Source organism: Mesorhizobium sp. B1-1-1 (assembly GCF_006442955.1).
Classification (GTDB): Bacteria; Pseudomonadota; Alphaproteobacteria; order Rhizobiales; family Rhizobiaceae; genus Mesorhizobium.
The window spans coordinates 282,604-306,814 of sequence record NZ_VFWW01000009.1 but is presented as its reverse complement, the minus strand read 5'-3'; the positions used below and the strand labels follow the sequence as shown (position 1 = coordinate 306,814).

Sequence of the window (24,211 nt, the reverse complement as noted above, 5' to 3'; positions counted from 1 at the left end):
CGCATCGGCATCGTCGCGTCGAGCGCCGGAGAGCGGCGTCACCTGGCGTTAGACTGCCTTCGCGGGCCTCACCTCCGGAAAATCAATCGGGGTCCGCACTGCATTGTTCACGAAGTTGGTCAACAGGAACTGAGCAGTCAGCGCGATCATTTCGAGGGTACTAGCATCCGTCCAGCCCGCATCCTTGACCGCCGCAAACTGGGCGTCGGAGAGTTTGCCGCGCGTCTCGATAAGCGCCTTCGCGAAGGCGACCGCAGCTTGGCGCTTGGAGTCGCTCGATCGGCCCTGCCGGTTTAGATCGATTTCCTCCGGAGGGATCTTCGCGAGGTTCGTTGAGACATAGCTGTGCGCTGCAAGGCAATAGTCGCAGCCATTTGCCTCCGAAACCGCGAGCGCGATGCCCTCCCGGGTCTTCAGATCGAGGGCCTTGGACAGCGACCCCATCAGACCGGCCCAGCCGCCCAGAACGTTCGGACTGATGGACATGAGGCGATAGTGGTTCGGTACGAAGCCGAGCATCTTGTTGATGTTGTCGAGGATTGGCTGGGATTCGGCAGGCGCGTCGTCGCGACCCGGGATAGCGATGCGGGACATTTCTTCTCCGTTGGACTCTGGCCGGCTCGGTTTTTGAATTGCTGTGGTAGCCTCTGCCGTTCGGCGCCATAATTGCCTAATCGTGAGAAATGGCCTCTCGGAGGGTGAGAGAAATGGACCGGTTTGAAGCAATGTCGCTTTTGGTAAGGTCGGCGGAGGCCGGCAGTTTCTCCGCGGCAGGCCGTCAGCTCGGCGTCCCTCTACCGACCGTCAGTCGGAAGGTCGCCGAATTGGAGACCCACCTCAATACCCAGCTGCTGGTCCGATCGACGCGGAAACTGTCCCTGACCGAAGCGGGGCTCGCCTACGTCGCCGCCTGCAAACGCATCCTGGAACAGGTCGAGGAAGCCGAATCGCAGGCCTCTGGGGAGTACACAGTCCCGCGCGGTACGCTCACGATGACCGCGCCTATTGTCTTTGGGCGCTTCCACGTAGTGCCTGTCGTGAATGAATTCCTCGCGCGTTTCCCGCAGATCAGCATTCAACTGACGCTCACCGATCACACGATCAACATCGTCGACGAGCACATCGACCTGGCCGTCCGCGTCGGCATGTTGCCCGATAGCACACTCGTCGCGACGAAGGTGGGCGAGATCAGGCGTGTGGTGTGCGGCAGCCCCGACTATTTCGCCGCCCATGGCGTCCCGAAAACGCCTGACGACCTGGCCGAGCACATGTGCGTGACGTTCACGGCACTCGCAGCTGGGATGACGTGGGTTTTCAAGCCGCGCGGCAAGGCGACGAGGAGCGTGCGTCCCTACTGTCGGCTGAAGATCAACACGGCGGAGTCCGCGATCGACGCGGCGCTCGCCGGCGTCGGCGTGACGAACGTGCTCTCTTACCAAATCGCGAGGCCTGTGGCCGCGGGGAAGCTCAGGATCATCCTGGAGGACTACGAGCCTGACCCGATCCCGGTGCATCTGGTGCACACCGGACAGGCGATCCTGCCCCTCAAGCTGCGGCGCTTCATGGAGTTCGCCGCTTCTCGGCTGCGCAAGTCGCTTGCGGCCGACCTGGCCAAGCTCTCCGCGCCAAAGATATGCGCAAAAACGACGAAGTAGCCAACTCTCTCTCGGGCGATCATTCATGCATGAGAAAAATAACTCAAACTCGCGCGGCAAGACTACCGGAGCCACGCTGCACCAGCGATTATGCTAGTGGCATGCCGGGCCGCGCGCGACGAGCCGAAGATGTTACTCCAAGACGAATTGGACGCCGTTAGAGCCGAGGATTTGGCCAGGACCCCGCCGAACGTGACGCTGGTTCGGCAACGGGCGGTGGAAGCGCTTGCCACATCCGGATTGGCCGAGCGGGCCGCGCAGGCCGGGGATCAAGCCCCTCCGTTCCGGCTGCATGATGGGCATGGCCGGGCATTCTCATCATGCGAGGCGCTGCGTCGAGGCCCGATGGTTCTCTTCTTCTACAGGGGGAGATGGTGTCCCTACTGCACAGTCGACCTTCGCGCGATCGAGGCGTGCTCTCACGACATACGCAGCCTCGGCGCCTCGCTGGTTGTCATCTCACAACAGACGGCCCACAACAGCCTTGAGACGCAGAGGTGGAATGCCCTTTCATTCGCGAGCCTGGTCGACGCGGGTGGCAAGGTCGCGCACGCTTTCGGCCTACGCTGGAGGGCCTCCGACGAACTGCGTTTCGTCGAGAAGGAATGCGGCATAGATCTCGCGACCTTCAACGGCGATCCGAGCTGGACGTTGACTATGCCGGCCCGGTACGTCGTTGCGCCCGACGGAACGATCAAATACGCCGATATCAGTGTCGACTATACGCGACGCGGCGACCCGTGCGATCTGATTCCGGTCCTCGCCAACCTCGCTGCGCACTAGCCGCTTTCTGGGGCTCCAGAAAGCGTGTCCGGGCGTCCAAACGAATAGACCCGGCCATTCCAACGTGCGCCTGCAAGTGGCATCCATGCTCCGTTGTTACGGCGTGCCCCGCACGCCACCGGGTGCATAACCTCGCCATCATAATGGTCAGCCACTTGACGGAGAAAACACATGGAGCTTCATCAAGTCCGCTACTTCCTCGCCGTCGCGGCCACCCTCAACTTCACTCGCGCGGCCGAGCAGTGCAACGTAACGCAGCCCGCCCTGACAAAGGGGGTGCAGAAGCTTGAGCAGGAGCTCGGCGGCGAATTGATTTACCGTGAGCGCCAATTGACGCAGCTCACCGACCTCGGAAAGGAAGTCCTTCCGATGCTGGAACGCACATTGTCCTCGGCGGAGGCGGTGTGTCGCAGAGCCCAGGAGTTCCAGCGCAAGGAGGTCGCACCACTGAAGATCGGCCTCGCCCCCTCCATCTCGGCGTCGCTCGTGCTCGATCCGATCGCGGAGATTGCAAAGTTCGTGCCTGGACTTCACGTGGAGCTGTACGAGGGTGTAGCGCAGAGACTCGTCGATTTATTGCTTGAGGGGGAGATCAGCGCCGCAATCGTCGGTGACGTGCCCGACATGCCCGCCCGCATCGACGACTGGTTGCTATTCGAGGAGCGCTACGTCGCAGTTCTCGCGCCAACACACCGCTTGGCGAACCGTCTATCGATCGGTATCGACGACCTCCGACAGACCGTCTTGCTGGATCGCGCGGGATGCGACGTCGCCCCAAAAATCCAACAGACGTATTTTCCAAAGGGACCACCCCATCTCGGCCACTGCAGCGGTCATGAATTGCACCTGCAGCACATGGCGGCGGCTGGCTTCGGCGTGATGCTCGCACCAGAGCACATGCCGCGCCTTCCCTCACTCAAGACCATTCCGCTCGAAGGCGATCAGGTTTGGCGGGAAGTCCGGTTGCTGGCTGTGCAGGGGCGCCGCTACTCGCCGGCGCTGGACGCTTTTGTCAAGGTCGCGCGGCTTCGCGACTGGTCGATCGATGTCCCCCATCGCGGGATGCTGGACCCAACGTTTCCGAAGGCGGCGGGCGTGCCGGCATGACCGCGGCACGCACGCCGCCGGCCAACCGCTTCCAGCCAACCGATCCGCAGTTTGACGCCAAACGGATGCCAAGCCAGATCGACAAGACACTCGCCCAGATTCGTTCGGAGCTGTTGACGAGGTTCAGCGAAGCGGACTGGGCGTCATACAACCACCTCGTGGGCTGGCTTCGCGATATAGACGTGGTATCGTACGCGTTGAAGGTCGGAGATGCCGCGCCGGACTTCCTCCTTCCGGACGCGGACGGTCGTCTTCACTCCTCCGACCAGCTGCGCCGGGGCGGCCCCCTCGTCCTGAGTTTCTTCCGAGGAGACTGGTGTCCGTTCTGCACCGCCGAGCTGTGCGCCCTTCAGGCGGCGAAGGAGGAGTTTGAGAGCGTCGGCGCAACTCTCGCGGTCGTGACACCCGAGACGGGACAATTCCCGCGGCAACTCAAGCGAAGTCTGGGCCTAGACCTGAAGGTACTGTCTGACGTCGACTACGGCGTTGCGTTGTCGTATGGCATATTGTTCCGGGTGCCTGACGAAATCAAAGCGCACTATTCCGGGCTCGGTTTCGACTTCGGTGCGCGGCACGGTTCGCCAGTCTGGATGCTGCCCATTCCCGCGACTTACATCATCGACACGGAGGGCCGGATCCGCAGCGCGTCCGTCGAACCCGACTTCACGATGCGGGCGGAGCCGGCGCAAATCTTGGCCTCGCTGCGCCGTGCCGCTTCCACGTCTTAGCCGGAGGGGTCCGCCACCCAACACCACGACCTGTTGCGGACCGCGGCCGGTGGGCGCGTCGCCCCGACAGGGATCGACGGCTTTGAACAAGCATGTCGAGGACGGAATCACTCCGACCGACGGCTCGCCAAAGCAGTGCTTCTTGCCGCTTGCGCTGCGTCGATGGCATCGTTTCGATAGCCCGAGGTGATTAGACGCTCGCCAACCCGCTACCTATTCTTCCAGCCTGCGCGAGAAGGAGCTCCGCGAAATGCCGACCTATAGGAAAAACCCAGCGACGGTCTCGAAGCTGACTCCGGAGCAGCACCGCGTCACGCAGACTGACGGGACCGAGCGCCCTTTTGCCAACGAATACTGGGGCAACAAGGAGCCTGGCCTCTACGTCGACGTGGTTTCCGGCGAGCCGCTGTTCGCATCTTTCGACAAGTCCGACAGCGGCACCGGGTGGCCGAGTTTCACGCGGCCTCTCGAGGCCGCGAACGTCGTAGAGAAGGACGACAGCTCGCATGGCATGACACGGACCGAGGTCCGCTCCAAGCACGGCGACAGCCACTTGGGCCACCTCTTCCCGGACGGACCGCTCGACAAGGGCGGGTTGAGATACTGCATGAACTCGGCCTCCCTTCGTTTCATCCACCGCGATCAAATGGAGAGCGAAGGGTACGGCCAGTACGCGAAGCCCGTTGCAAAACAGGAGGTCTGACAATGGCAGCGAGTACAGAACGAGCGATCCTTGCCGGCGGTTGCTTCTGGGGAATGCAGCAGCTGATGAGGCGTTTGCCCGGCGTCGTGTCGACACGGGTCGGATATTCCGGCGGTGACGTCAAGAACGCCACCTATCGCAATCGCGGCACGCATGCAGAAGCTATCGAGATCATCTTCGATCCAAGCAAGACGAGCTTCCGCGACCTGTTGGAGTTCTTCTTCAAGATACACGACCCGACCACGCCCAACCGGCAGGGGAACGACCGCGGCACGAGCTACAGGTCTGCGATCTTCTACACCAACGACGAACAGCTACGCGTCGCGCAAGACACGATCGCCGACGTTGAAGCCTCAGGACTGTGGCCGGGCAAGGTCGTGACCGAGATTTATCCCGCTGGCGATTTCTGGCAGGCGGAGCCCGAGCACCAGGACTACTTGGAACGTTACCCGAACGGCTACACCTGTCACTTCGTCCGGCCGGGTTGGAAGTTGCCGCGAAGGAACGCCGCCTGAGGGCGGCTGCGGTACGTGTGACCTGCGGCGGGCACATCTTGACTGCATGTGCCTCACAAACCGTTTTGTTAAATATTCCCGCCGCCGCGAAGTCGCCCACACACGACAAGGCTGCGAGATTTGGACGGCCGGACACAGCTTTCAGATTCCAAGCGCGGATGCATCAGATGTTCGGCGACGCCTGGGAATGGACACGCACAGCCCGTCCTCGCCTCACCGGGGTTCCGCGCGGTCGAGGGCGCGGTCGGCGAATACAATGGCAGTTCATGTCCGGGCAGTTCGTTCTACGCGGCGGATCTTGCGTGACGCCGCCGGGATACCTCCGCGCGAGCTATCGCAATTTCTTTCCGGCACACGCGTTGGCAATTCTCAGGACTTCGCTTGGCGGCGGACAGCTCGGTCCGCCTGTTCGCGAACGACTTGAAGGCGCTCCGCCGGAGGATCGCCGAAAGCCTTCTGTGAGTTCCGCGACGTCGCCTCGGCTGAGAGAAAACGCGGAGCCGTGATGATCTTCGTGTACCACCTGAAAGCCTTGATGTCTCAAAGCGTCCCGTGGCTGCTGGGGGCGCTGGTGCGTCCAGCGCACCTTACCGCGGTCGCGCCTACGCAATCCCGGAGCGAACACCGGCGTCAGGCTGCGTCGGATTCCTCGATCGCGTCTTCGATCGGCGTAGCGCTGTTGGACCAGGCTCGCTGCGCCTTGGCGCGGTACTCTGATGGGTCGCTGCCGTAATATCTGCGGAAAGTGCGCGTGAAGCTGCTTCTACTCTGGTAGCCGGCGTTCAGGGCGACCTGATCGACAGACAGCGCATTGGCCGCGAGCAGGTCCGCCGCGTGACGCATCCTCACGCGGCGGAGCAATGACATTGGAGACTCTTCGAAGGCGGCGGAAAACCTAGCCATAAAAGCCGAGCGGCTGAGACCGACGGCATGAGACAAGCTCTGGACAGTGTGCGGCGCGGATGGGCGCGAGGCCATTTCGGCAAATGCCCGTGCGATCGGAGGATCGCTCAAGTTCGAAAACCGCTCCACCCACGCGTTCGTCGACACCAGGCTGCGCCGGAGCAATGCGAGGAGAACAAGTTTCAGCAGTGCCGCCGACATCGGCCCTCCACCAACCTCCTGGGCTGCGAGCTCGGCCATCGCGTAGGTCATCACTTGGTCGAGCTGGTCGTGCACGTCGAACCTCTCGACAATGGGCGTTGCCAAGGAGGCGAACAAGTCGAGCGCCGGACCATAAGTGGCCCGGAAGGCCCCGCACGCAAGCACCAGTGTCGGATCACCGTCTCCGACGGTGTGCCGCTGAGACGACCCCAGTGTGAAGCCGCCGTTGTTGTGTTTGCCGGCGTTCCTTAGTGCGATCGGATGCTCCGTTGCGGTGATCGTCATCGCTCGCCCAGGAGGGACGACTACCAGCGTGTGCGGTATCAGGCGTATGGGCGTTTCATGATCACGGAGAATGAACCCGGCGCCTCGAAAGCAGTAGTGGATGGTGGAGGTTGCCGCGCGGGCAACCGCCAAGTGGGCTCCCGCCGCAAGCGTGCACTCCGACAGGCTGACTAGGGTGACGTCCAAAGTGGTCATCAACTTGTCGAGGTCTTGTCGCGATATACGCCAGAACGGCTCGCCTGCCACGTCCAGAAGCCTTCTTTATGGTGCTCAGGCCCAGCTCGACTGCGAGACAGCGGGACGATGCCATCTCGCCCACGCCTTCGGCCTGCGCAACCGGGCGAAGGGCCATTCACGCTCCCACCTGATGTGGGATTGATCGGTTCGATCTTCACTGCCTTCAACTGAAGACGCTGAACAATCACTCAGTTGCAGCTGACGGAGTAGTGGCTGAAGTCGAATTAGATATATTCAGGCGCAACATGAATGATCCTGCTGAGCGTCTCAGCGACCGGCAAACTTTATAAATTCACACAAACCGATGCCCAGGCGCCTCAACAGGAAGCCCCGAGTCTCGGTCGCACGGCCGAATTCGCGACCGACCGATCGCGACGCACCAGTATCGGACGTCAGCGTCATACCTACACTGTGCGTGCCGCGCGGCCACGCGGCTCCTCGGTCTGCGACAGTATCCGGGACAGTCCGGCAATGAGCGTCCTTGCAACGGCCCTGGGCAATTGTGAGCATGGCACCTTTGGATGACGATACCTCGCGCCTATCGAAAGCATGTCCAAAGGGAATTTCTAATTTCGTCCGCCGCGTCCGATCTTTGAGTCTGGCTGGGCCGGCCGAGCACACGCGGCCGCCTTGACATCGATTGAATTTATTGCAGCGCGTCGCGCGTGGGCTGCAAAGGAGCGCTCTATGGACTCGCGATTATGCCGCGACCAAAAAGTGGTTTGCAACTTCCTGAGCAACGAACAGAGCGACAAAATTTTCCATACGTCCGTCGCGGCTTTCTCGACGTTGCCGCTCCCCGCGGGCGCTGCTTCGCTGGCGCCGGGCGTCCTGGCAGGAACGGCGGCAAAGATCGCCGCTCTCGCGGAAGCATCCCAACCCACCTCCTCCCAAGCCGTGGATGCTTCCGCGAGTACTATCGCCACCAGATTGCCATCGCCAACGCCCTTCTATCTTTCATTCGGCCGGAACGAAGCCGGCTTCGTCGAGGTAACGGCCAACGTGATGTTTCCTGCGGAAGCGCTGATACCGCGCCCGCTGACCATCGCCGGCCCGGCCGGAGCACGGCCCACCAATGGATTGGCGGTCGACTTTGTCGTCGAGTCCAATCGTGACCAACTGAATGAGATTGTCCAACGGGTGCGGGACGGACGATTGCGGACGAACATCGACAAAGTCGTAACCCTCGACGAGGCGATCGCCGCGTTCAACGTGACCGAGCGACGTAAGGGGAAGACGATCATCCGCATTCGTCCGTGAGCGAATCGCGCTCATCGATGAAGCATTTCCGCTAAGCAGACAAAAGACCCGAGGAGACAATTCCCATGAAAGCGATCGTAGTGACGGACCAGGCTGCAGGAACGGCCGGGATGAAGTTGGTGCAGCGGCCCGAGCCGCAGGCGGCGATAAACGATGTCGTCGTCGAGATCCATGCGTCGGGGTTCGTCCCGACCGAGCTGACGTGGCCCTCGACCTGGACCGATCGCGTCGACGGCGACCGGACGCCATCGATCCCCGGGCACGAACTGGCCGGAGTGGTCACCGCCCTGGGCTACGGTACGACGGGACTGTCGGTGGGCCAGCGGGTGTTCGGCCTCGCCGATTGGTATCGCGACGGCACCCTGGCGGAGTATGTAGCCATGGAAGCGCGCAACCTCGCGCCATTGCCGGGCGATATCGACTTCACGGTGGGCGCTAGCCTGCCGATCTCGGGCCTGACCGCGTGGCAGGGACTGTTTCAGCACGGCCGTCTTCAGGCGGGGCAGAGCGTCCTTGCGCATGGTGCGGCCGGCGCCGTCGGGTCGATGGTGACGCAGCTCGCACGAGAGGCCGGCGCCTACGTCATTGGCACCGGACGCTCTGCCGACCGCCAGAAGGCGCTCGACTTCGGCACAAACGAATTCGTCGACCTCGAGAACGACACCCTGGAAGACGTGCGCGCAGTCGATCTGGTGTTCGATGTCATCGGCGGCGACATCCAGAAGCGGTCCGCGGCGCTGATCCGAGCCGGAGGCACGCTGGTGACCGTCGTCGGCCCGGCCGAGACGCGGCCCGTGGAGGGCCTGGCGGTCGACTTCGTCGTCGAAGCCGATCGTGCCCAGCTGAGCGAGATCGTCCAGCGGGTGCGGGACGGACGGCTGCGGACGAACATCGGCAAAGTCGCGCCCCTCGACGAGGCGATCGCCGCCTTCAACTCGACCGAACGACGCGCGGGGAAAACGGTCATCCGCGTTCGCCCGTGAGAGACACGTGCCGATCGATGCACGCAGCCAGCCGACGCCTTAATCCTTACCGGTCATACCGTTCCTGTCGCCGTGAGTGCAGGGTGACGGTCGGGAGCCGATTCGTCCGCATGGGGGCCATACCGGACGATGCACCATTCGAGGGAGTGGCTCCAAACAATGCGGCTCCGCAAGCTTGTGGCAAGGAGTTCCTCAATGGGTCTTGATGGATAACGGCGCGATCCGAGATGTCCTAGAGCGGTCGATAGAAATTGCCTTATGAGCTGCGAAGCGTCTTCGTGGCCCGCGTTGCCAACGTCCTGACGGTGGGGCGTTGCGCCGCGTTATTCGATCGCCGTGCTTCCAGGCACACGCTTCGCTCGCCGTCTGCCGGCAGACCACCGCCTATTGGCTGCTAACTTTGTTAGGCTGATGAGCAAGGAGACAGAAGGTGAAAAGGGAGATCCGGGACAATCCGCCATGAGCCGGTTTGCATTGCCTCTAGATTCGAAGACGGCGGGGTCGTCCTGCACACATTGGTGTCATAAGAGCTGTCCGGCCTGGGTACGGATCGCGGCTGGCGCATGGCGTTTTCGAAGCATTGCAACGCGACGGCAAAAGAGCGATCGCGAAGTGCCCCTTCATGTCTTCCTACGCCGCGCCGCACCCTGAGTACGGTGCGTTCCTCGACGGCTGATCGAAGACCGACGCGACGCCGGTTGCGACCGGAGCTTTTGGACAACGATATCCCATTCCTATCAAATGCATATCCAAAAGGAATTTCTAATTTCGTCGGTTGAGTCGGATGCTGACGTCCATTCGCCCGGTCGCGATGCGTGGCCGCCTCCAAAGCGATTGAATTCGCCAGCCAAGTCATAGTGTCTTCAGCGAGCGACAAAGGAGACCTCCAATGAAGTTACCGAGGACTGTCAGCCTGGGCGTTGCCATTGCGCCGGTCGCCGGCACCGCAGTGGCGCTCGCACAGGTCAGCGGAGCGGCTCCAGCCTGCCGCACGCGTAGGCGCTCACCTGCTGCGGCGGTTTCTCCGAGCCAATGTCGAGTCCGGCAGACTGGCGTGGCTAAATCGGAAGATTGATGGGCTTATTGTGACCACTCGTTCCCGTCAGCGACCTTTCGGGTCCGACGGACGTTCAAAGTACAAACGAGCGCATGGAGATTGGCGTGTCCTTCTCGGTCTATGACATCACTGTCCCTGTCATGGTACATGGCCTGAACGTGATGGATGATTATCTCGACCACGCTCAAGCGCTCGAGCGGAGCAAGGGATTCGATCCCGGGAGGATCCTTGGCGAACGGCTCACGCCCAGCATGCTGTCTTTCGGAGGACAGTTCTCCGTAAGCTGCAACAAGGTCGACGCGCACATGGCGAAGTTGATGCAGCGCCACCCGCCGGCACCCCGCACCACGGCGATGATGTATCCAGCATTGAAGGGGCGGCTCGTTGAGACGCGCGGCTTTCTACAAAACGTGCAGCCGGAGGAAATTGCCGGCGCGCAGTCCCACACATACGAGCTGACGCCGCCTATCGTGCGCGGGTGGTACGGCGGCGACGACTATATCCGGCACCTGGTTCTGCCTGACTTCTTCTTCCACATCTCGATTGCTCACGCGATCCTCAGGCGGCTCGGTGCGGCTATTGGGAAGCGCGACTATCTCGGTAACCTCACTCAGCAGAGCGGCGGTGATTACTCGTGAGGTGGTGGCGCGACGCACGATAACAGCCGATGCCTTCAAGCCTGGAAACGAGCTCCAGGCACATCAGTAGTGAGCGAGTTGCGAGAGGTCATTGGCGCGCGACAAGGCTTAGTTGAATTTGAGGCCGATATAGCCGAGCTGGGAGCTGCGGGTATCGACCCTCTCGTTTAGGTTCGGGCACAAGGGGATATGGCAGGCTCCTGGAAGGCGCCTCAGTCCTCCGGTCCCTCGACGGTCCGCGTCGCCTGGCATGCACGAGCCGACGGCAGTCGCCAGTTTGGCCGGATAATGGCAGCTTTGGCCGCCCGGGTGCCGTTGCAGGTAGTCCTGGTGCTCGGCCTCGGCCTGCCAGAACCGCTCCTCGGAGTTGATTTCAGTCGTGACAGGACCGGGCCACAACCCAGAGACATCGATTTCTGCGGCCGTCGCGAGCGCCGTCTCCTTCTGCCGTTCGTCGGGGGTAGAAGATGGCAGCTAGCTTGGTCCAAAGTCGCTCCTGCTCGTAGGTTGTCGGGTCGTGAAACTGGAAGAAGCGTTCAAGGATGGCCCGGTAGCTTACCACCGCGGGATCGAAGATGATCTCGATTGCCTCTGCGTGCGCTTGATGGTTGCCGTAGGTCGGATTGGGGAGGTCGCCGCCAGTGTAGCCGACGCGTGTCGAGACCACGCCTCGCACTCGCCGGGACATGGCCTGCATGCCCCAGAAGCATCCACCAGCCAACACCGCCTTTTCCGTCGCCATGTTGGAGTTCCTCTGACCGGCCACACGCCGTAGTGAGAGTACCGGTCGCCGACATGGTAAGATCATAGAAAGCGGACATCCAATCGATAACCGGCCGGGATGAGGTCGTCACGGACAGTCCTGCTACCCAGCCTCCGACAGGGCGCCTCCACGACCGGCTCTGACGTGCAGCTCGCTACGTGGAAAGCGGAGAACGAACTTACAAGCGGCTTGGGCGGTTTTGAAGGCTGACCGCCGGTATCTGATGAGCGTGATCTTTGTCTGACATCATTTGCTTTTGGCGAAAGTGGAAGAATTCGTCGCCTACAATTCCCGACCGGCATGAAATCCATACAACGTTTTCATTGGCCTGGATTGGCGGCTTCGGGCGAAATCTGAGCGCGCCAGAAACAACGCAATTTTCGATCCTGGGCAAACACACATTGCAGAAGAACTCCCGCAAACCAGAAGGACACCTACTAATGAACCTGAGACCCATTCTGTTCGGAGCATTGGCTTTTTCAACGCTTGGTGGCGGGGCTTTCGCAGGCGCTCTCGACTCGCCAGCGATGATGGCGCCGTTTTTCAATGATGCAGGAATGAAAACGATGAAGCCCAAGGCCGAATTCGAGGCCGCGTGGAAAAGCATGTCGAAGAGCGATCAGGACGCGATGATGAAAGAGTGCCAAGATGAGGCAATGAGCAAGCCTTACGCGGAATTTTGTGCGAACCTAAAGCCGCTAGGCGGCGCGAACCATTAGGCCGAAGCCCTTGATCGGCGACGGGCCTCGCGCCCGTCGTGCATGACTTGGCTGCAAGCCTACATCGAACGGCAACACTCCGTCAGTGGAAGACGGCTCATCATAAGCTGCTCGAGTCGACTTGATCGAGGCGTTTGCGTCCCCCCGCCCTGGGATCGTCGCGTGCGGCGTGGCGCCTGACGAAATGCCGGACCTTCCACATCGCTCGAACAGGTCGGCGGCTATGCGCTCGAGAACGTCAATAAAGCGATCGTCGCCCTAACCGGCGGTTTGACGAGCACGCGCCCTCCCCGCTCGTTCCACGCACGCCAGGGACTCCCACGTACAAAGACAATGAAAGGGCTGCCAACATGACAACAAATGTCCAAGAGCTGCCGAACGGCGAGCGAGACGAGCCGGCGGTGCGAAACTCGATTGCGACCTTCGCGGCAAAAATCAACCAGCTCCTTGCTGACGCTCTGTCGCTCTATCTCAAAACCAAAAACTTCCACTGGCACGTGAGCGGCCCCCATTTCCGGGATTACCACCTCATGCTGGACGAGCAGGCGAGCGACATTCTCGACCTGATCGACCCACTCGCGGAGCGCGTCCGCGCGGCCGGCAGCAGGACGATCCGCTCGCTTGGGCAGGCGGCGCGGCTGCGAACCATTGCGGACAACGATGCCGATGGCGTTGCACCGGTCGCTATGCTCGCCGAGCTCATGGAGGGCAACTTGGCCTTGGCGGCTTCGATGCGGCTGGCGCACAAGCTCTGCGACGAGTTGGACGACGTTGCGACGGCAAGCCTTCTCGAAGGGTACATAGACGCCGCCGAGAAGCGCGCGTGGTTCTTGCGCGAGGCGGCGCAGCCGCACTGATCATCGACGGATGCACTGAGCCGAAAGTTCAAAACACGATGGCGCGAGTCTGAAGCGGCGGCGTGTTCGCCAGGACTCACATTCGTTCATATCCAGAGTGAGCTCTGGTCTAGGCGGAAATCGGCGTGCGCGGACAAATACGGTCAGCGCACGCATTTCGACCGCCCACAGAATGGATCGGATGCCTGAGTTGAGCGACACGGACGAATTGCAGTGACCTCCAGCCGCGTCGAGACTGGCGCCCGCCGCTTCAGCGCCTTCCGGTGAAGTGGAATTCGATGTCGACCTTGTTCGTGATCGGGGGCGGGTCAGGAGACGTCCGCGCCGCGGGCGTGGCGTCGGGACCCGGCGCGAAGGTGATGCTCGCCGAGGGCTGCAGGTCGTGGTGCCGGTCGCGATCGAGTGTAGGCGTCAGGCGGTCGGGAATGAAATCGATAATGCAGCGGCACTTCCGTAGGGACGAACGCATTGGCAATGTGGCGTCGGCGGCTTGGTCCAGTGGCTCCGTCGACCCGGCGCCCGGCCCTTGTGCGCAGTCTGTGAAATCCTGAAGGTGAGTGCGATGATCAGCTTCTATTTCCACCCTACGCCCAATCCAGCCAAGGTGGCCCTGTTCTTGGAGGAGTCTGAGCTAACGTATGAGCTGGTGCCGGTCGACACCAGCAAAGGCGAACAACACCAGCCCTCATTTCGCGCCGTCAATCCCAATGGCAAGGTCCCTGTGATCGTCGACCCAGAAGGCCCAGGCGGAAAAAAGGTGCGGGTTTTCGATTCCAGCGCAATTCTGCTGTACCTGGCCGAGAAAACAGGCCGCTTCCTTGGTCAGCCCGCCGACCGGGGTGAGCTTTTGTCATGGCTTTTCTTCCTAGCAACAGGCCTGGGGCCCTTCTCGGGACAGGCTGTGCATTTCCAGTTTGCGGCTCCCGACGGCCTGGACTACGCCGTCAACAGATATCGCCGCGAAGTGGAGCGCCACTATCGCGTACTCGACAGTCAACTCGTCGGCCGCGACTATATCGTCCGGTCCGACTACACGATCGCCGACATGTCCGCCTGGGGCTGGATAGACCGTGCCTCACGTGTGATGAAGGGCGCCGACGATCCCTTGGCGCCGTTCCCGAACGTCAAACGCTGGTTCGCCGCAATCGATGGTCGGCCCGCCGTCGCGAGGGCGCGTGCGGTCGGAACGGATCACGAGTTCAAGAAGGTGAACGACGAGGAAACGATGCGTGCGCTCTTCCCGTCGAACTACGTCGCGGCCGACGGCTAGACCAGAGGCGACCGGATCTCATCCGGCCGCAATTGCGAGAATGGAAACCAGAACAGTACTGCATTTCCCAACGTCTGTTACGAAACTTAGCGTTCGGTGCGGGGTGTCTAGGGACCACTTGTCGTGTGGTGTCGCGTTCGCGGGTCTGTTCCTGTGACCGATATATTTTGCCGCCTGAGCGGCGAAAATCTAGGAGGATGTAGATGAACCTCGACGCGAGGGACATGGTCGTGGCTGTTTCAGATCTCTTGAGACGCGGCTACGACCACAAATACCGGATAAGGATGGCCAACTCTACGACCTGACTGCCGAGAAGCCCGTAGGTGGCGGCGGCGCCCGCGTTGATGGCGCGATAAGGTTCGAGAGCCCGCCCGAAGCGGGAGACGGTTCCAACATCTATGCGATCACCGACAGGGGGGGCGGCAGCAAGGGCTTGTTGATCGATACCTTTGATGCCTTGGACCAGGAGCGCTCGCGGGGGCTTGACGAACAGCTAAACGCGAACCGCCCCACACGTCACGACAACGGAGACTAAATAGCGAGCCGATATGGCCTGCGAAAGATATTTAAGGAGGAATTCGATCGGGATCCCGAGCGGTTTGTGCTGCGCATCGGGTTTCCTGACTTCCCCCCGTGTCCGTTAGGGCAGTCATCCTCCATGCTCGGGTTCGACACGGTGAAGCAATCCTACGTCTGTCTGGTCGCCAGCATCCTACGAGATTCCAGGGTTGAGAGAATCCCTTACCAGGGGGCTGACGTTCCCGACAACGAATGAGCGCGCAGTGGTCGGGCTTGCCGACACTGTCACCACAGCGCCGGCCCGCGGCGCCTCCTTTAAAACGACGTGAGATGAATAAGCAGATCGTGAAGCAAACAATGCTGTCGCTCGAGGCGCGCGACCTCGAGAGCGCGAGAGAAAAATACCTGGAGTATGTCGCGAGCGCCCGGCTGGATAGAAGTGAGCCGATCGAATACGATGAACAAGCGCAGGCGGAGCTCGCAAGCGACCTGTCTGAAGCCTTCGACGACACTGTTCACTCGCACTCCGACAAGATCGAGAAGCTCGACGATAGACTTCGGACCAAAGAGCAAGGTCGAAGAAGGCGCAATGCTGAAGCTACACGGTCGGTTTTTCGTTGTTGCCGTGCCGACGGCCAAATTTGCGTGCGACGGCAACGAAATTATGGGCATCTCCACGCAAGCGCCGATCTATGCTGAGTTGGAAGGCAAGCGCGCCGGTGACACGGTCTCGTTCAATGGAAGGGACCTCGTGATCGAAGAGGTCGCCTGACGGCTGCGACGCCGAATGTTGAAGGCAAGCACCCCGGCATAACGCGCGGCAAGTGATCCGGCTCTTGTGGGGTGGCTAGGGAATAAGCTGATGACGTAAGGTCTGAAGCACGGTCACGTCGTGCGCCTGAAGTGCACTCCGCACTTACTGTCGGCCGACGCTCTACGCCGCATTAACGCTTCCATGGCGCGCCGGGCGACTGGAATGGAAACGATAACAACCCGGCATTTCTAATGGTCAGCCTTTCGGGATAGCTCTGTGCAATTAACCGAGCTGACCCGAGAGACGCATGGAGTGGCCGCTAGCGTAAGGCGTCGTGATCGCCCTCTTAGATGATGCGCTATCCACGTCGCAAGGACCCGCCCAAGCAAACAAGCCATAGGAGTCACCAATGTCGTTCCGCTTCATCACCAAGTCTATGCACGCCTACCTCATCGATTATCCCGTCGCTGTCGTCTTGATCGCAGCACCGTTTGTGCTGAAGCTCGGCCAGAGCGGACCGATCGCGGTGTGGCTTTCGGTTGTTGTCGGTGTCGCGGCGCTACTCTTGCCCGCCCTTACCGACCATCCCACCGGGCTCGTCCATATCATTCCCTACTGGCTGCATCTTTGGGTCGACCGGGCCGTTGGCGTCGTGTTTGTCATCGCACCGTTCGCCTTCAAGTTTGCTGGGCTCGACGCTTGGTACTACTGGGTCCTCGCTGCCGCTGTCCTACTCACCACGTCGGTCTTTAACGCGCCTGAGGAGCCAGCCGCGACGCATTTGGGAGCGGACAGGCGTAGGGCGGCTTGAGGGCGACGATTGTCGCAGCGCTCTTCTGCGCCGCTAAGAAAACCATATGCACCGGCTAGTGGAAGGTTTCGTTCCTCGCTGCAATCGATGCCTATCGCTTCCGCAGATCTTCTCGAGTGACGCGCAGCGCAGCCTGGAACGGACAAAGCTCAATTGCGTGAGGCAGAAATGCACGGCTCGGTGCAAGACGTGCCACCAGTGATCAATGAGGCTCGCCGGGGCGGAATGCGCCAGCTGGCTTTCATATCCGCCATGGTGTCCCTGGTCGCTTCCTTTGCCGTAGCGGCCGCTCCAATCCCGCTCTACAACACCTACCGGGCGGAGGACGGGTTCACCAACGCCGGCATCTCTATGGCCGTGGTGGCGTACGCCATCGGCACTATCGCCTCACTGTTGGTGCTGGGACGTCTGTCCAATCATCTGGGCCGCCGGCTCACTTCGATCGCTAGCCTCGGTCTGCTGCTGCTGGGCTGTCTGCTGTTGCTGAATGTGCGCGACATCGAAATCCTGCTGGCCGGTCGGCTCCTGGTGGGTGTCGGCACTGGGTTGGCCAGCAGCAGCCTGACTTCCTACATCGTCGACGCCGCGCCCAGCAGGCCAGAATGGTTGGCCTCCGTCGCCTCCAGCCAGGGACCGATGCTGGGCCTCACTGTCGGCGCCATCGCCTCCGGTGCTTTGGTCCAGTTCGGCCCTTGGCCACGCGACCTCATCTATCTGGTTTGCGTCGGCTTTCTATTGCTGTCTGGTGGACTCATCTCAATCAGCCCGGAAACCGCAACTCTGACCCCGGGCGCTTGGCGATCGCTGTTGCCTCGGGTGGGCGTACCGGCCCACGTTAGGCATCTGCTCCCTGTGGCGGCAGCGGTGTTCCTGGCCACCTGGGCGACCGGAGCCTTCTACCAAGCGTTCGTGCCTGCGCTGGTGGAAGATCAACTCCAGACCCGCAGCCCGCTCATTCTCGGATTGGTGTTCGCCGCCTATATGACGCCCAGCGTTCTCGGCGCTCCTATCGGCGGCCGGTTCACATCGGCGGTCGCCCAACGCGTCGGAATGGTCATCTTCCTGACCGGAATGATCGGCGTCATCACGGCGATCGCCGCCGGCACACTTGTGTTTTTCATCATCGCAACCATCCTTGCGGGCGCCGGCCAAGGCATCGCCATCAGCGCCGCGACACGCGGTCTGTTGCGCGGCAGCACGCTAGCCGACCGCGCACCGATCTTCAGCGCGATCTATCTCCTCTGCTACAGCGGCGCCGCCTTCCCCAGCCTCATCTCCGGCAAGCTGTCCAACACTTTCTCGCTGCCGCAAATAGCCGTCGGGTACGGAGGGCTTGCCCTCCTCGCCACCTTGTTCGCGGTCATCGGTGCACGCAACCCGCACGCTTACACGACCGCGAACGACGGCTCATCGCGGTCGATAAAATGACCCAGAAAGAGAACGCCAGGACGGAAGCACAGTTGGCTGTCGCGCACCATGCTCCGCGCCGGCAAGCCGCTCTAAGTCTCCCGCCAGCCGGTCGAGCAAATCGCCACGCATCGCCAATATTCGCCCTGCTGCCTCTCCTCCCATTTGCTCTCATTGGCGACCCGGTGGTCCTGCTGGATGGGACGGTCGTTACTGATCACGAAAAGCAGGTTTACCGCGAGGCTCCGGGCGTAGATGCGATAATTGTCCGGCGTGATCACGACGTCGGGATTGGTGTTGCGCTCCTGGAGCCATTCGATCGTTTGATCGACCTTGCCCTCGGCGGGCTCTTCCCAATTTTCGATATCCTGGTCGAGCGTTTGCTGGACCCTATAGGTGTACTGCAGAAACTGTACCGTCGGCTGATCACTGGCGTGCTTGATCAGACTCGCCACAAACTCCGTTTCCGTGACTGGGTAGAGGACCGGTTTTCCGACGGCGGTCATCCAGGTACCTCTTTCGCAACCGCCATTCACGTCTCCCTTTAATCCAGTAGTTTCGCGCGGGCGAAGCTTTTTCTTCACCCTTGAAGAATTTGACCCGACCGACAAGGCCTGGCTTGAGCCATTCGGCCTTTTCTTTTCAGGCCCTTCGACACCGGTCCGCCTATCTGCCCCGTTGCCGATGCTCCCAATAGGCGGCGGGCTTCTGTGGACGCACCACTGGCGGCGCGGTGCGGTTTCGGCAGCGGACGAGCTTAGCGTAAAAGCCATCGCGAAATGGAAGAGCAGCCCGCCTTGACGTAATGTTTGGCATCTCGGGGATGCGCGACCGGTGGGGAAGTCCGATGAGAGTAGCAATATTTTTCGCGGCGATCGTGATCGCTGCGACTGGTGGTGCCTTTGCCAAGGAGAAGAAAGTGGTGGTCGGTGATGCTGCGGCCCTGTGTTCTACGAAGCATTCGACCAAGAAGCCGGTGAGAGATCTGGACTGCGGTTTGACTGGCACGGCCAAATTGCCGGATGGAACAACGCCGGAAAAGCCGCGCCTCGGATACGACACCGATCCGTGGATCCTAAATGGCTTTTAAAGCTGGCTTCAGATAGCCGCCAACTTGCAGCGTGGCCGGATGGAAGCGTTTTCAGGTACTTGGAACGACACTCGCATGAAATTCCAACACAACCACACGAGTATCCCCTTTTACGCGAAATGCGGGGTCCGATTCCACGGTCATTGCCGTTCAATCGTATCCGTCCTGTCCATTTCGCCTGTGGCGGAGCTTGTTGAACCGCAAACCGAGTGTAAGGCGTGATGCGGAAGATTCCGAGCCGCAACCCTCGCCACGACAACAAATGGGGCGCCCGCAGCATGTCGCTGGCCGACGCCATGGATCCCAAAAACATCCTTTGTTACGAGATGAACGGGACTCCCTTGCCGCCTGATAATGGCTTCCCGTTGCGGCTTATAGCGCCTGGCTGGTATGGGATCGCGAATGCGAAATGGCTACAGCGTATCGATGTGCGCGACCAGCGCTTCGAGAACCGTTTCATGGGACGCGACTACGTCACACGGCGCGAGGAGGACCACAACGGCGAGACTGTATGGGTGGAGACTTCTGTCGGGCGGGCGCGGCTGAAATCGGCACCGGCCCGGGTCACTCATATCGGCAATGACTATCGCATTGTCGGGGCCGCCTGGGGCGCGCCGATCGACCGGGTTGAGGTGAAAGTCGACGATGGGCCGTGGATGCTGGCGGCCATCGATGAGACGGACAAGGCGGACTTTGCTTGGAAGATATGGTCGGTCAACTGGCCCAAGCCCTCCGCCGGGGAGCACAGCGTCACCTCGCGGGCGGTCAGTACAGAGGGGCAAGTTCAACCGGCTATGGACGATCCTTTGATTGCAAAAAAGCACACATACTGGGAGAGCAATGGCCAGGTAACGCGGCACGTCAATATCGTTTGAGAAGCGTGCTCGAAAATTCCCTTGGGTGAAGCGCATGCGCGAGACTCGCATGCGCTTTCGCCAAGGGCAGCGGTTATACTGAGCCGACAAATCGCTTGCCTAGGTGTGACGCGCGGACCTTGGCGAGCCCAACCCGGCACGCCGCCGGAATGGGTAGCCCGCCTAGACGGGAGGCTACCATGAAAGTTGCATCGCTACTTGCAGTCGGCTGGATCATATCCTGCGCAATCGCCCCCTTTGCTTCGGCCGAGGACGCGCACACTGTGACCACTCCCAGCGAGGTTAAGTGGGGTCCGGGCCCCAAAACGCTTCCTGCTGGAGCAGAGTTGGCAATCCTGTACGGCGATCCGGCCAAGGAAGGTCCGTTTGCCCTTCGGCTCAAATAGCCGGCTGGGTATGCGATCGCGCCCCATACGCATCCGGGGCTTGAAGTTGACACAGTAATATCGGGAACCATTAATCTTGGCATGGGCGAGACCGCCAACCGTAGCGCCGTCAAAGCAATTCCTGCGGGCAGCTACTTCGCTTTGCCGCCAGGCATGGCGCATTTTGCATATTTCGACGAAGAGACGGTGCTCCAGCTCACCACTAACGGCCCGTGGGGCATAAAGTACATCAATCCGGCCGACGATCCTCGAAAGACGAAATAGCTACGAAGGCTCGAAAACGACAGGGTGGTGTGGACCCAGACGAGGTCGCCGCCGGCACTGACGAGACTAGCCAAGATAGTCTCAAGTGCACAACTTGCGCGCGCTGGGCAAGCGGGCATTTTTGGCAATGAGACGAGAACTCGCGCGGCTGCGGAGAAGTCAAGACTAGCTGCAAGAGAGCAGGGTTTCCGAACGCAGATCAAAACCAAGACAAGGGAGCTTGCCTCGCTCGTCGGACAGAGTCGCTCTCCGAAAGGCGTACTTGTGTCGATACGTGAGATGACCGAGGCTATCCTGCCTTGCCTATAATCGGATTTGTACGTCGATACTGCGGGATTCTGGGTATCAGGTGGCGCGGAGGTTTGGGCGGGAGCATCCTTCTGCAGGCAACCGATCCCGATCTGCGGCATGGCGGTTGCGGCAGTGGTTGTGCTGGAACGACACTTTTCCGGAGGGCGGCTATGCGAATTTTTATGACGCTCTGCGTCGCAGCCGCCGCTCTCCTTTTGGATGCGCCACAAAAGGCTGCAGGAGCAAGCTTTGATTGTTCTCGTGCGAGACTTTCCGTCGAGCGCATGATCTGTGCTGATGCATTGCTCTCCGATCTGGACGAGAAACTGTACGCGGCTTTTCAAGCGATTGACGGCCGGAAGGCACCGGAACTCGTGGCTGCTCAGAAACGTTGGATCAAGCAGAGAAACAAATGCACCGCTCCGACATGCGTTTCCACTTTGTACAGGGAGCGGATTTTCGAACTGTCCCAACTGGGTGCCACCGCGCAGGCAGTTCCAGGCAGCACAGCGGCATCTGCGTCTACGACACCTGCTGCAAGACTGGCGGGGGACGCTCGCAAGCAGGTTCTGAAGCTTCCGAGCCAAAACGATATTTACGTTCAGAACGCCGACGTGCTTGTTCAATTGATTCAAAAATTGCCAAGGGACATTCGTGATCTCCGATTTTTCCAGAATTACGACATAAGGTTAAGATCGTATTTTCAATTCCTTACCGCAGATCAGCAGCAAAGATATTCCAAGGTAATGGACGATTGGTGGCAGACAACCTTGAAAGAAATCGGCGGGCATCCCATTGCTGTTAGCGACATCACTCTCCTACAACTTATCGCGCCCAATTTCCCTCCTGAGCGTCAGGCGCAATTGCGCGAACTAGTGGGCAGTGCTCTTTCCTCTGGTCCCGGTCCCGCCCTTACGAACGCGGACACGCTATCGATCGAGGACGGAGTTGCTGTCGAGCCTACGGATCGGGAGATTTGGGAAGGCACTGCGCCGTGCGCGCCGAAGAATACGACGTATGACTTCGTTGTCCTTGGGTCGATCGATAAGGCGAATTCCGCCTATGTGATGTCGCGGGGAGATCAGCAGACGATCGTGCGATACGCAGCAAAATACGACCTGACCATCGGCACCATCGATCTCTCCGAAATGAGCATCATCCGCAACAATGATTTCGTCACGCTTCCCAAATCCGCGAACGTGGAACTTGAGGATGGCGGATCCACGCTGGCGATGCATCTTGCGCCATCCTGTGAGGTGCGTTTGCAGAGAAAGAAGTTTCCTGAGGCGGTCCTGCAGGCGATCTCGCACGCTAAAGCCGATCCGGCATATGTACCGGCGCAAGGCCTTCCGTTCTGCGTGAGCATGTTGGCGTGGTCGCATCAGATTCAAACTGGCGCGCCTAAACTCGACCTGACCAAGAACATTACGACAGACCCCCCCATGAAGCTGCTGATCGCCAGCGCATTCCACGATTCGATGACCAGGAAGTTCCTGGGGCGTCCGCTGACCACACTGGATACGCGACAGAAAGGAGACCAGGAAATCTGGTTCAGATGGACGGAGCTTGCGCGCGAGTGCCTGGCTCATCCGCTCTATTTCGACGACAGCCCCGCGCTGGTGAAAATAATACTTCCGTACTTGAACCATCTAGGTGACGAAGATGGCGAATTGGCGATCATCTCCACCGTGGAGAACCGCGTCAAACAGGTGGCCCAGGCTGGGGCAAATTTCAGTGCGACGGCCGATGGCTTCATGAAATTGCGGGCATATGTCTCGCCGCTCGAGATGCAATTGGAGCCGGTGCTGATGCAGGTTCGCCAAGCCGTGCTCAAGCCCCTGATCGACCGCGAGGCGGAGATCGCAATCGTCGCCGTGCATGCGGAGCCACCGGCAAAGCAAGGCAGTCCAAGACCGCTCGACAGGTTGAGCGTCATTGCGGATATGATCGACGCCCTGAGAAGTGCGGACCAAGCCGCAGAAGTCGCTTCGGCTGAGACCGTCGCTATCGGGATCGTCAATGCGGATTTGACGGAGATAATCGCGCTCGGCCGCACCCATGTCGAGTACGTCGGGGCGGACATATTCTCGCTCAGCCACCTGCAACAGTGGAAGAGCAAGACCGAAAACGAGCTCGGGAGATTTTCAGAATTCGCTTCCTACAAGACCGCCATGCAATCTGCCTCGCAGGAGATAGACGGCGTAATTCCGCAAGTCGTGGCCGGGCTGGCGAGCGTCGTGACCCAAGCCACGGACATCGGCGAGATCGGGACCATATCGAGCGCCGTCGCGGAGCTCCAATCCGGCCATTCCGACGTCATGACATCTCCCATGTGGCAGGCTTACATGCGCGGCCTCGACGGATGGTTTGCGGCCCATACGACGGGCAGTGCCGCGGTCGCCGGGACATCACCAGCCAGCCATGGCCAGAATGTGGCTTCGATCTTCCACTCCCCCGAGTTGAAGAATCGGCAGCTTGTGGGGGCGATTTTTGATCACGATTTCTTAGCGCTCAGAAACGATCAGGCGGACGCCTTCGCCGCTATCGTGGGGATGGTCAGGCCGATCAATCAGGCCTGCCCGGGAACCCTCACGGAAAAATTATTGCGAGCAGTGCTTCAGCGAGGACTGGGATCGGGCGTATTCGGGACCAGCGAAGATGCTCAGAACAACAATGCAGAGTTCCTGTTGCAGGAGGGGCAGTGGCTTGGAAAAGCCCTCAATAACCCCGGGCAGTTCATGAACGACATGGTCCGAGACGCGGCCGCTCAGGATCGCGCCGAGGCCGATGGACAACTCGTCACCGACATTTCCTGTAAAGACCCCGACATGCAAACCTTTTTTGCAAATGCCGAGGAATTCCTCGCAGACCCGACAAGCGGAATTCCAAATGATAAACTGGGCGTAGCCGAGATGTGTACGAAGGCCCTACCTGCAAACCAACCCGAGACGGCGCCTTATTGTGCTTGCGCAGGTCCTATTCTTGAACAGCGGTTGACTGCGGTTGAAGGCGCTTACCTGAAGTCCGATCCGCGCCGGAACTACTCGACCGTGGTCAACCTTCTGCCGAGCGTCAGTGAGGATCTAAGAAAGTGCCAGCAGTAGCACCACCTTGTTCTTCTGGTACATTGGCCGCGCGACTGATAGTTGC

At 60.5% G+C, this 24,211-nt stretch carries 20 protein-coding genes and 4 pseudogenes; 20 read left to right on the top strand and 4 right to left on the bottom strand.

The features are described 5' to 3' along the window. Nucleotides 1–48: 48 nt before the first annotated feature. Nucleotides 49–594 (bottom strand): carboxymuconolactone decarboxylase family protein, encoded by a 546-nt coding sequence (locus tag FJ986_RS20755; protein WP_140501500.1) that lies wholly within the window; start codon nucleotides 592–594, stop codon nucleotides 49–51. Nucleotides 595–707: 113 nt separating this feature from the next. Between FJ986_RS20755 and FJ986_RS20750 the strand changes: the two genes are divergently transcribed. From FJ986_RS20750 to FJ986_RS30940, 7 genes and pseudogenes are all read left to right on the top strand, one after another. Beyond that, nucleotides 708–1,655, top strand: a complete 948-nt coding sequence (locus FJ986_RS20750; protein ID WP_140501498.1) for a LysR family transcriptional regulator — start codon at nucleotides 708–710, stop codon at nucleotides 1,653–1,655. A 192-nt stretch (nucleotides 1,656–1,847) separates the two neighbouring features. Continuing rightward, on the top strand, nucleotides 1,848–2,438 hold the full coding sequence (locus tag FJ986_RS20745) for a peroxiredoxin-like family protein (protein ID WP_281405129.1): 591 nt from the start codon (nucleotides 1,848–1,850) through the stop codon (nucleotides 2,436–2,438). A 171-nt stretch (nucleotides 2,439–2,609) separates the two neighbouring features. Then, nucleotides 2,610–3,545: a LysR family transcriptional regulator gene (locus tag FJ986_RS20740; protein ID WP_140522739.1), complete on the top strand. Its 936-nt coding sequence runs from the start codon at nucleotides 2,610–2,612 to the stop codon at nucleotides 3,543–3,545. After that, a complete protein-coding gene (locus tag FJ986_RS20735) occupies nucleotides 3,542–4,273 on the top strand; it encodes a peroxiredoxin family protein (protein WP_140522741.1) in 732 nt (243 codons plus the stop codon). Before FJ986_RS20740 ends, FJ986_RS20735 begins: the two co-directional genes overlap by 4 nt. 250 nt (nucleotides 4,274–4,523) lie before the next feature. Continuing rightward, nucleotides 4,524–4,976, top strand: a complete 453-nt coding sequence (msrB, locus tag FJ986_RS20730; RefSeq protein ID WP_140501490.1) for a peptide-methionine (R)-S-oxide reductase MsrB — start codon at nucleotides 4,524–4,526, stop codon at nucleotides 4,974–4,976. Between the two features lie 2 nt (nucleotides 4,977–4,978). Continuing rightward, nucleotides 4,979–5,491, top strand: a complete 513-nt coding sequence (msrA, locus tag FJ986_RS20725) for a peptide-methionine (S)-S-oxide reductase MsrA (RefSeq protein ID WP_140522743.1) — start codon at nucleotides 4,979–4,981, stop codon at nucleotides 5,489–5,491. A gap of 158 nt (nucleotides 5,492–5,649) precedes the next feature. Then, nucleotides 5,650–5,887, top strand: a pseudogene (locus FJ986_RS30940) (SUMF1/EgtB/PvdO family nonheme iron enzyme); the annotation flags it as partial. Between the two features lie 234 nt (nucleotides 5,888–6,121). Here the strand turns inward: FJ986_RS30940 and FJ986_RS20715 are convergent. Next, complete coding sequence (locus FJ986_RS20715; RefSeq protein ID WP_210239479.1) at nucleotides 6,122–7,075, bottom strand: AraC family transcriptional regulator; 954 nt, start codon at nucleotides 7,073–7,075, stop codon at nucleotides 6,122–6,124. Nucleotides 7,076–7,804: 729 nt separating this feature from the next. Between FJ986_RS20715 and FJ986_RS31200 the strand changes: the two genes are divergently transcribed. From FJ986_RS31200 to FJ986_RS20700, 3 genes are all read left to right on the top strand, one after another. After that, nucleotides 7,805–8,377: a zinc-binding dehydrogenase gene (locus FJ986_RS31200; protein WP_347439607.1), complete on the top strand. Its 573-nt coding sequence runs from the start codon at nucleotides 7,805–7,807 to the stop codon at nucleotides 8,375–8,377. Between the two features lie 65 nt (nucleotides 8,378–8,442). Then, on the top strand, nucleotides 8,443–9,360 hold the full coding sequence (locus FJ986_RS20705) for an NADP-dependent oxidoreductase (protein WP_140501484.1): 918 nt from the start codon (nucleotides 8,443–8,445) through the stop codon (nucleotides 9,358–9,360). 1,161 nt (nucleotides 9,361–10,521) lie between these two features. After that, on the top strand, nucleotides 10,522–11,055 hold the full coding sequence (locus FJ986_RS20700) for a DUF1993 family protein (protein ID WP_181165396.1): 534 nt from the start codon (nucleotides 10,522–10,524) through the stop codon (nucleotides 11,053–11,055). Nucleotides 11,056–11,267: 212 nt separating this feature from the next. On the opposite strand, the pseudogene msrA (FJ986_RS20695) reads toward FJ986_RS20700, so the two are convergent. Next, nucleotides 11,268–11,797 (bottom strand): annotated as a pseudogene (msrA, locus tag FJ986_RS20695) (peptide-methionine (S)-S-oxide reductase MsrA). A gap of 257 nt (nucleotides 11,798–12,054) precedes the next feature. Between msrA (FJ986_RS20695) and FJ986_RS31195 the strand changes: the two are divergent. The 6 genes from FJ986_RS31195 (at nucleotide 12,055) to FJ986_RS20655 (ending at nucleotide 18,176) form a co-directional block, all read left to right on the top strand. Further along, complete coding sequence (locus FJ986_RS31195; RefSeq protein ID WP_318013163.1) at nucleotides 12,055–12,537, top strand: hypothetical protein; 483 nt, start codon at nucleotides 12,055–12,057, stop codon at nucleotides 12,535–12,537. 350 nt (nucleotides 12,538–12,887) lie between these two features. Beyond that, entirely contained in the window at nucleotides 12,888–13,394 is a 507-nt protein-coding gene (locus FJ986_RS20685; protein WP_140501480.1) for a DNA starvation/stationary phase protection protein, read from the top strand. 562 nt (nucleotides 13,395–13,956) lie between these two features. Continuing rightward, a complete protein-coding gene (locus FJ986_RS20675; protein WP_140522747.1) occupies nucleotides 13,957–14,664 on the top strand; it encodes a glutathione S-transferase N-terminal domain-containing protein in 708 nt (235 codons plus the stop codon). A 1,108-nt stretch (nucleotides 14,665–15,772) separates the two neighbouring features. After that, complete coding sequence (locus FJ986_RS30935; protein WP_224656240.1) at nucleotides 15,773–15,955, top strand: hypothetical protein; 183 nt, start codon at nucleotides 15,773–15,775, stop codon at nucleotides 15,953–15,955. A gap of 391 nt (nucleotides 15,956–16,346) precedes the next feature. After that, nucleotides 16,347–16,748: a hypothetical protein gene (locus FJ986_RS20660; RefSeq protein WP_140522749.1), complete on the top strand. Its 402-nt coding sequence runs from the start codon at nucleotides 16,347–16,349 to the stop codon at nucleotides 16,746–16,748. Between the two features lie 153 nt (nucleotides 16,749–16,901). Continuing rightward, the gene (locus FJ986_RS20655) at nucleotides 16,902–18,176 is read left to right on the top strand and encodes an MFS transporter (RefSeq protein WP_224656239.1); all 1,275 of its coding nucleotides are present in this window, start codon (nucleotides 16,902–16,904) and stop codon (nucleotides 18,174–18,176) included. A 71-nt stretch (nucleotides 18,177–18,247) separates the two neighbouring features. Here FJ986_RS20655 and FJ986_RS20650 read toward each other — a convergent pair whose 3' ends face one another. Continuing rightward, entirely contained in the window at nucleotides 18,248–18,661 is a 414-nt protein-coding gene (locus FJ986_RS20650; RefSeq protein WP_140501470.1) for a hypothetical protein, read from the bottom strand. Between the two features lie 341 nt (nucleotides 18,662–19,002). On the opposite strand from FJ986_RS20650, the gene FJ986_RS20640 reads away from it, so the two are divergent. The 4 genes and pseudogenes from FJ986_RS20640 to FJ986_RS20625 all read left to right on the top strand — a co-directional run bounded on the left by FJ986_RS20640 (nucleotide 19,003) and on the right by FJ986_RS20625 (nucleotide 24,165). Next, complete coding sequence (locus FJ986_RS20640) at nucleotides 19,003–19,245, top strand: hypothetical protein (protein ID WP_140522750.1); 243 nt, start codon at nucleotides 19,003–19,005, stop codon at nucleotides 19,243–19,245. A 263-nt stretch (nucleotides 19,246–19,508) separates the two neighbouring features. Continuing rightward, nucleotides 19,509–20,120 (top strand): annotated as a pseudogene (locus FJ986_RS20635) (molybdopterin-dependent oxidoreductase); the annotation flags it as partial. 179 nt (nucleotides 20,121–20,299) lie between these two features. Beyond that, a pseudogene (locus FJ986_RS20630) lies at nucleotides 20,300–20,770 on the top strand (cupin domain-containing protein). 461 nt (nucleotides 20,771–21,231) lie between these two features. After that, on the top strand, nucleotides 21,232–24,165 hold the full coding sequence (locus FJ986_RS20625) for a lysozyme inhibitor LprI family protein (RefSeq protein ID WP_140565795.1): 2,934 nt from the start codon (nucleotides 21,232–21,234) through the stop codon (nucleotides 24,163–24,165). Nucleotides 24,166–24,211: the final 46 nt, after the last annotated feature.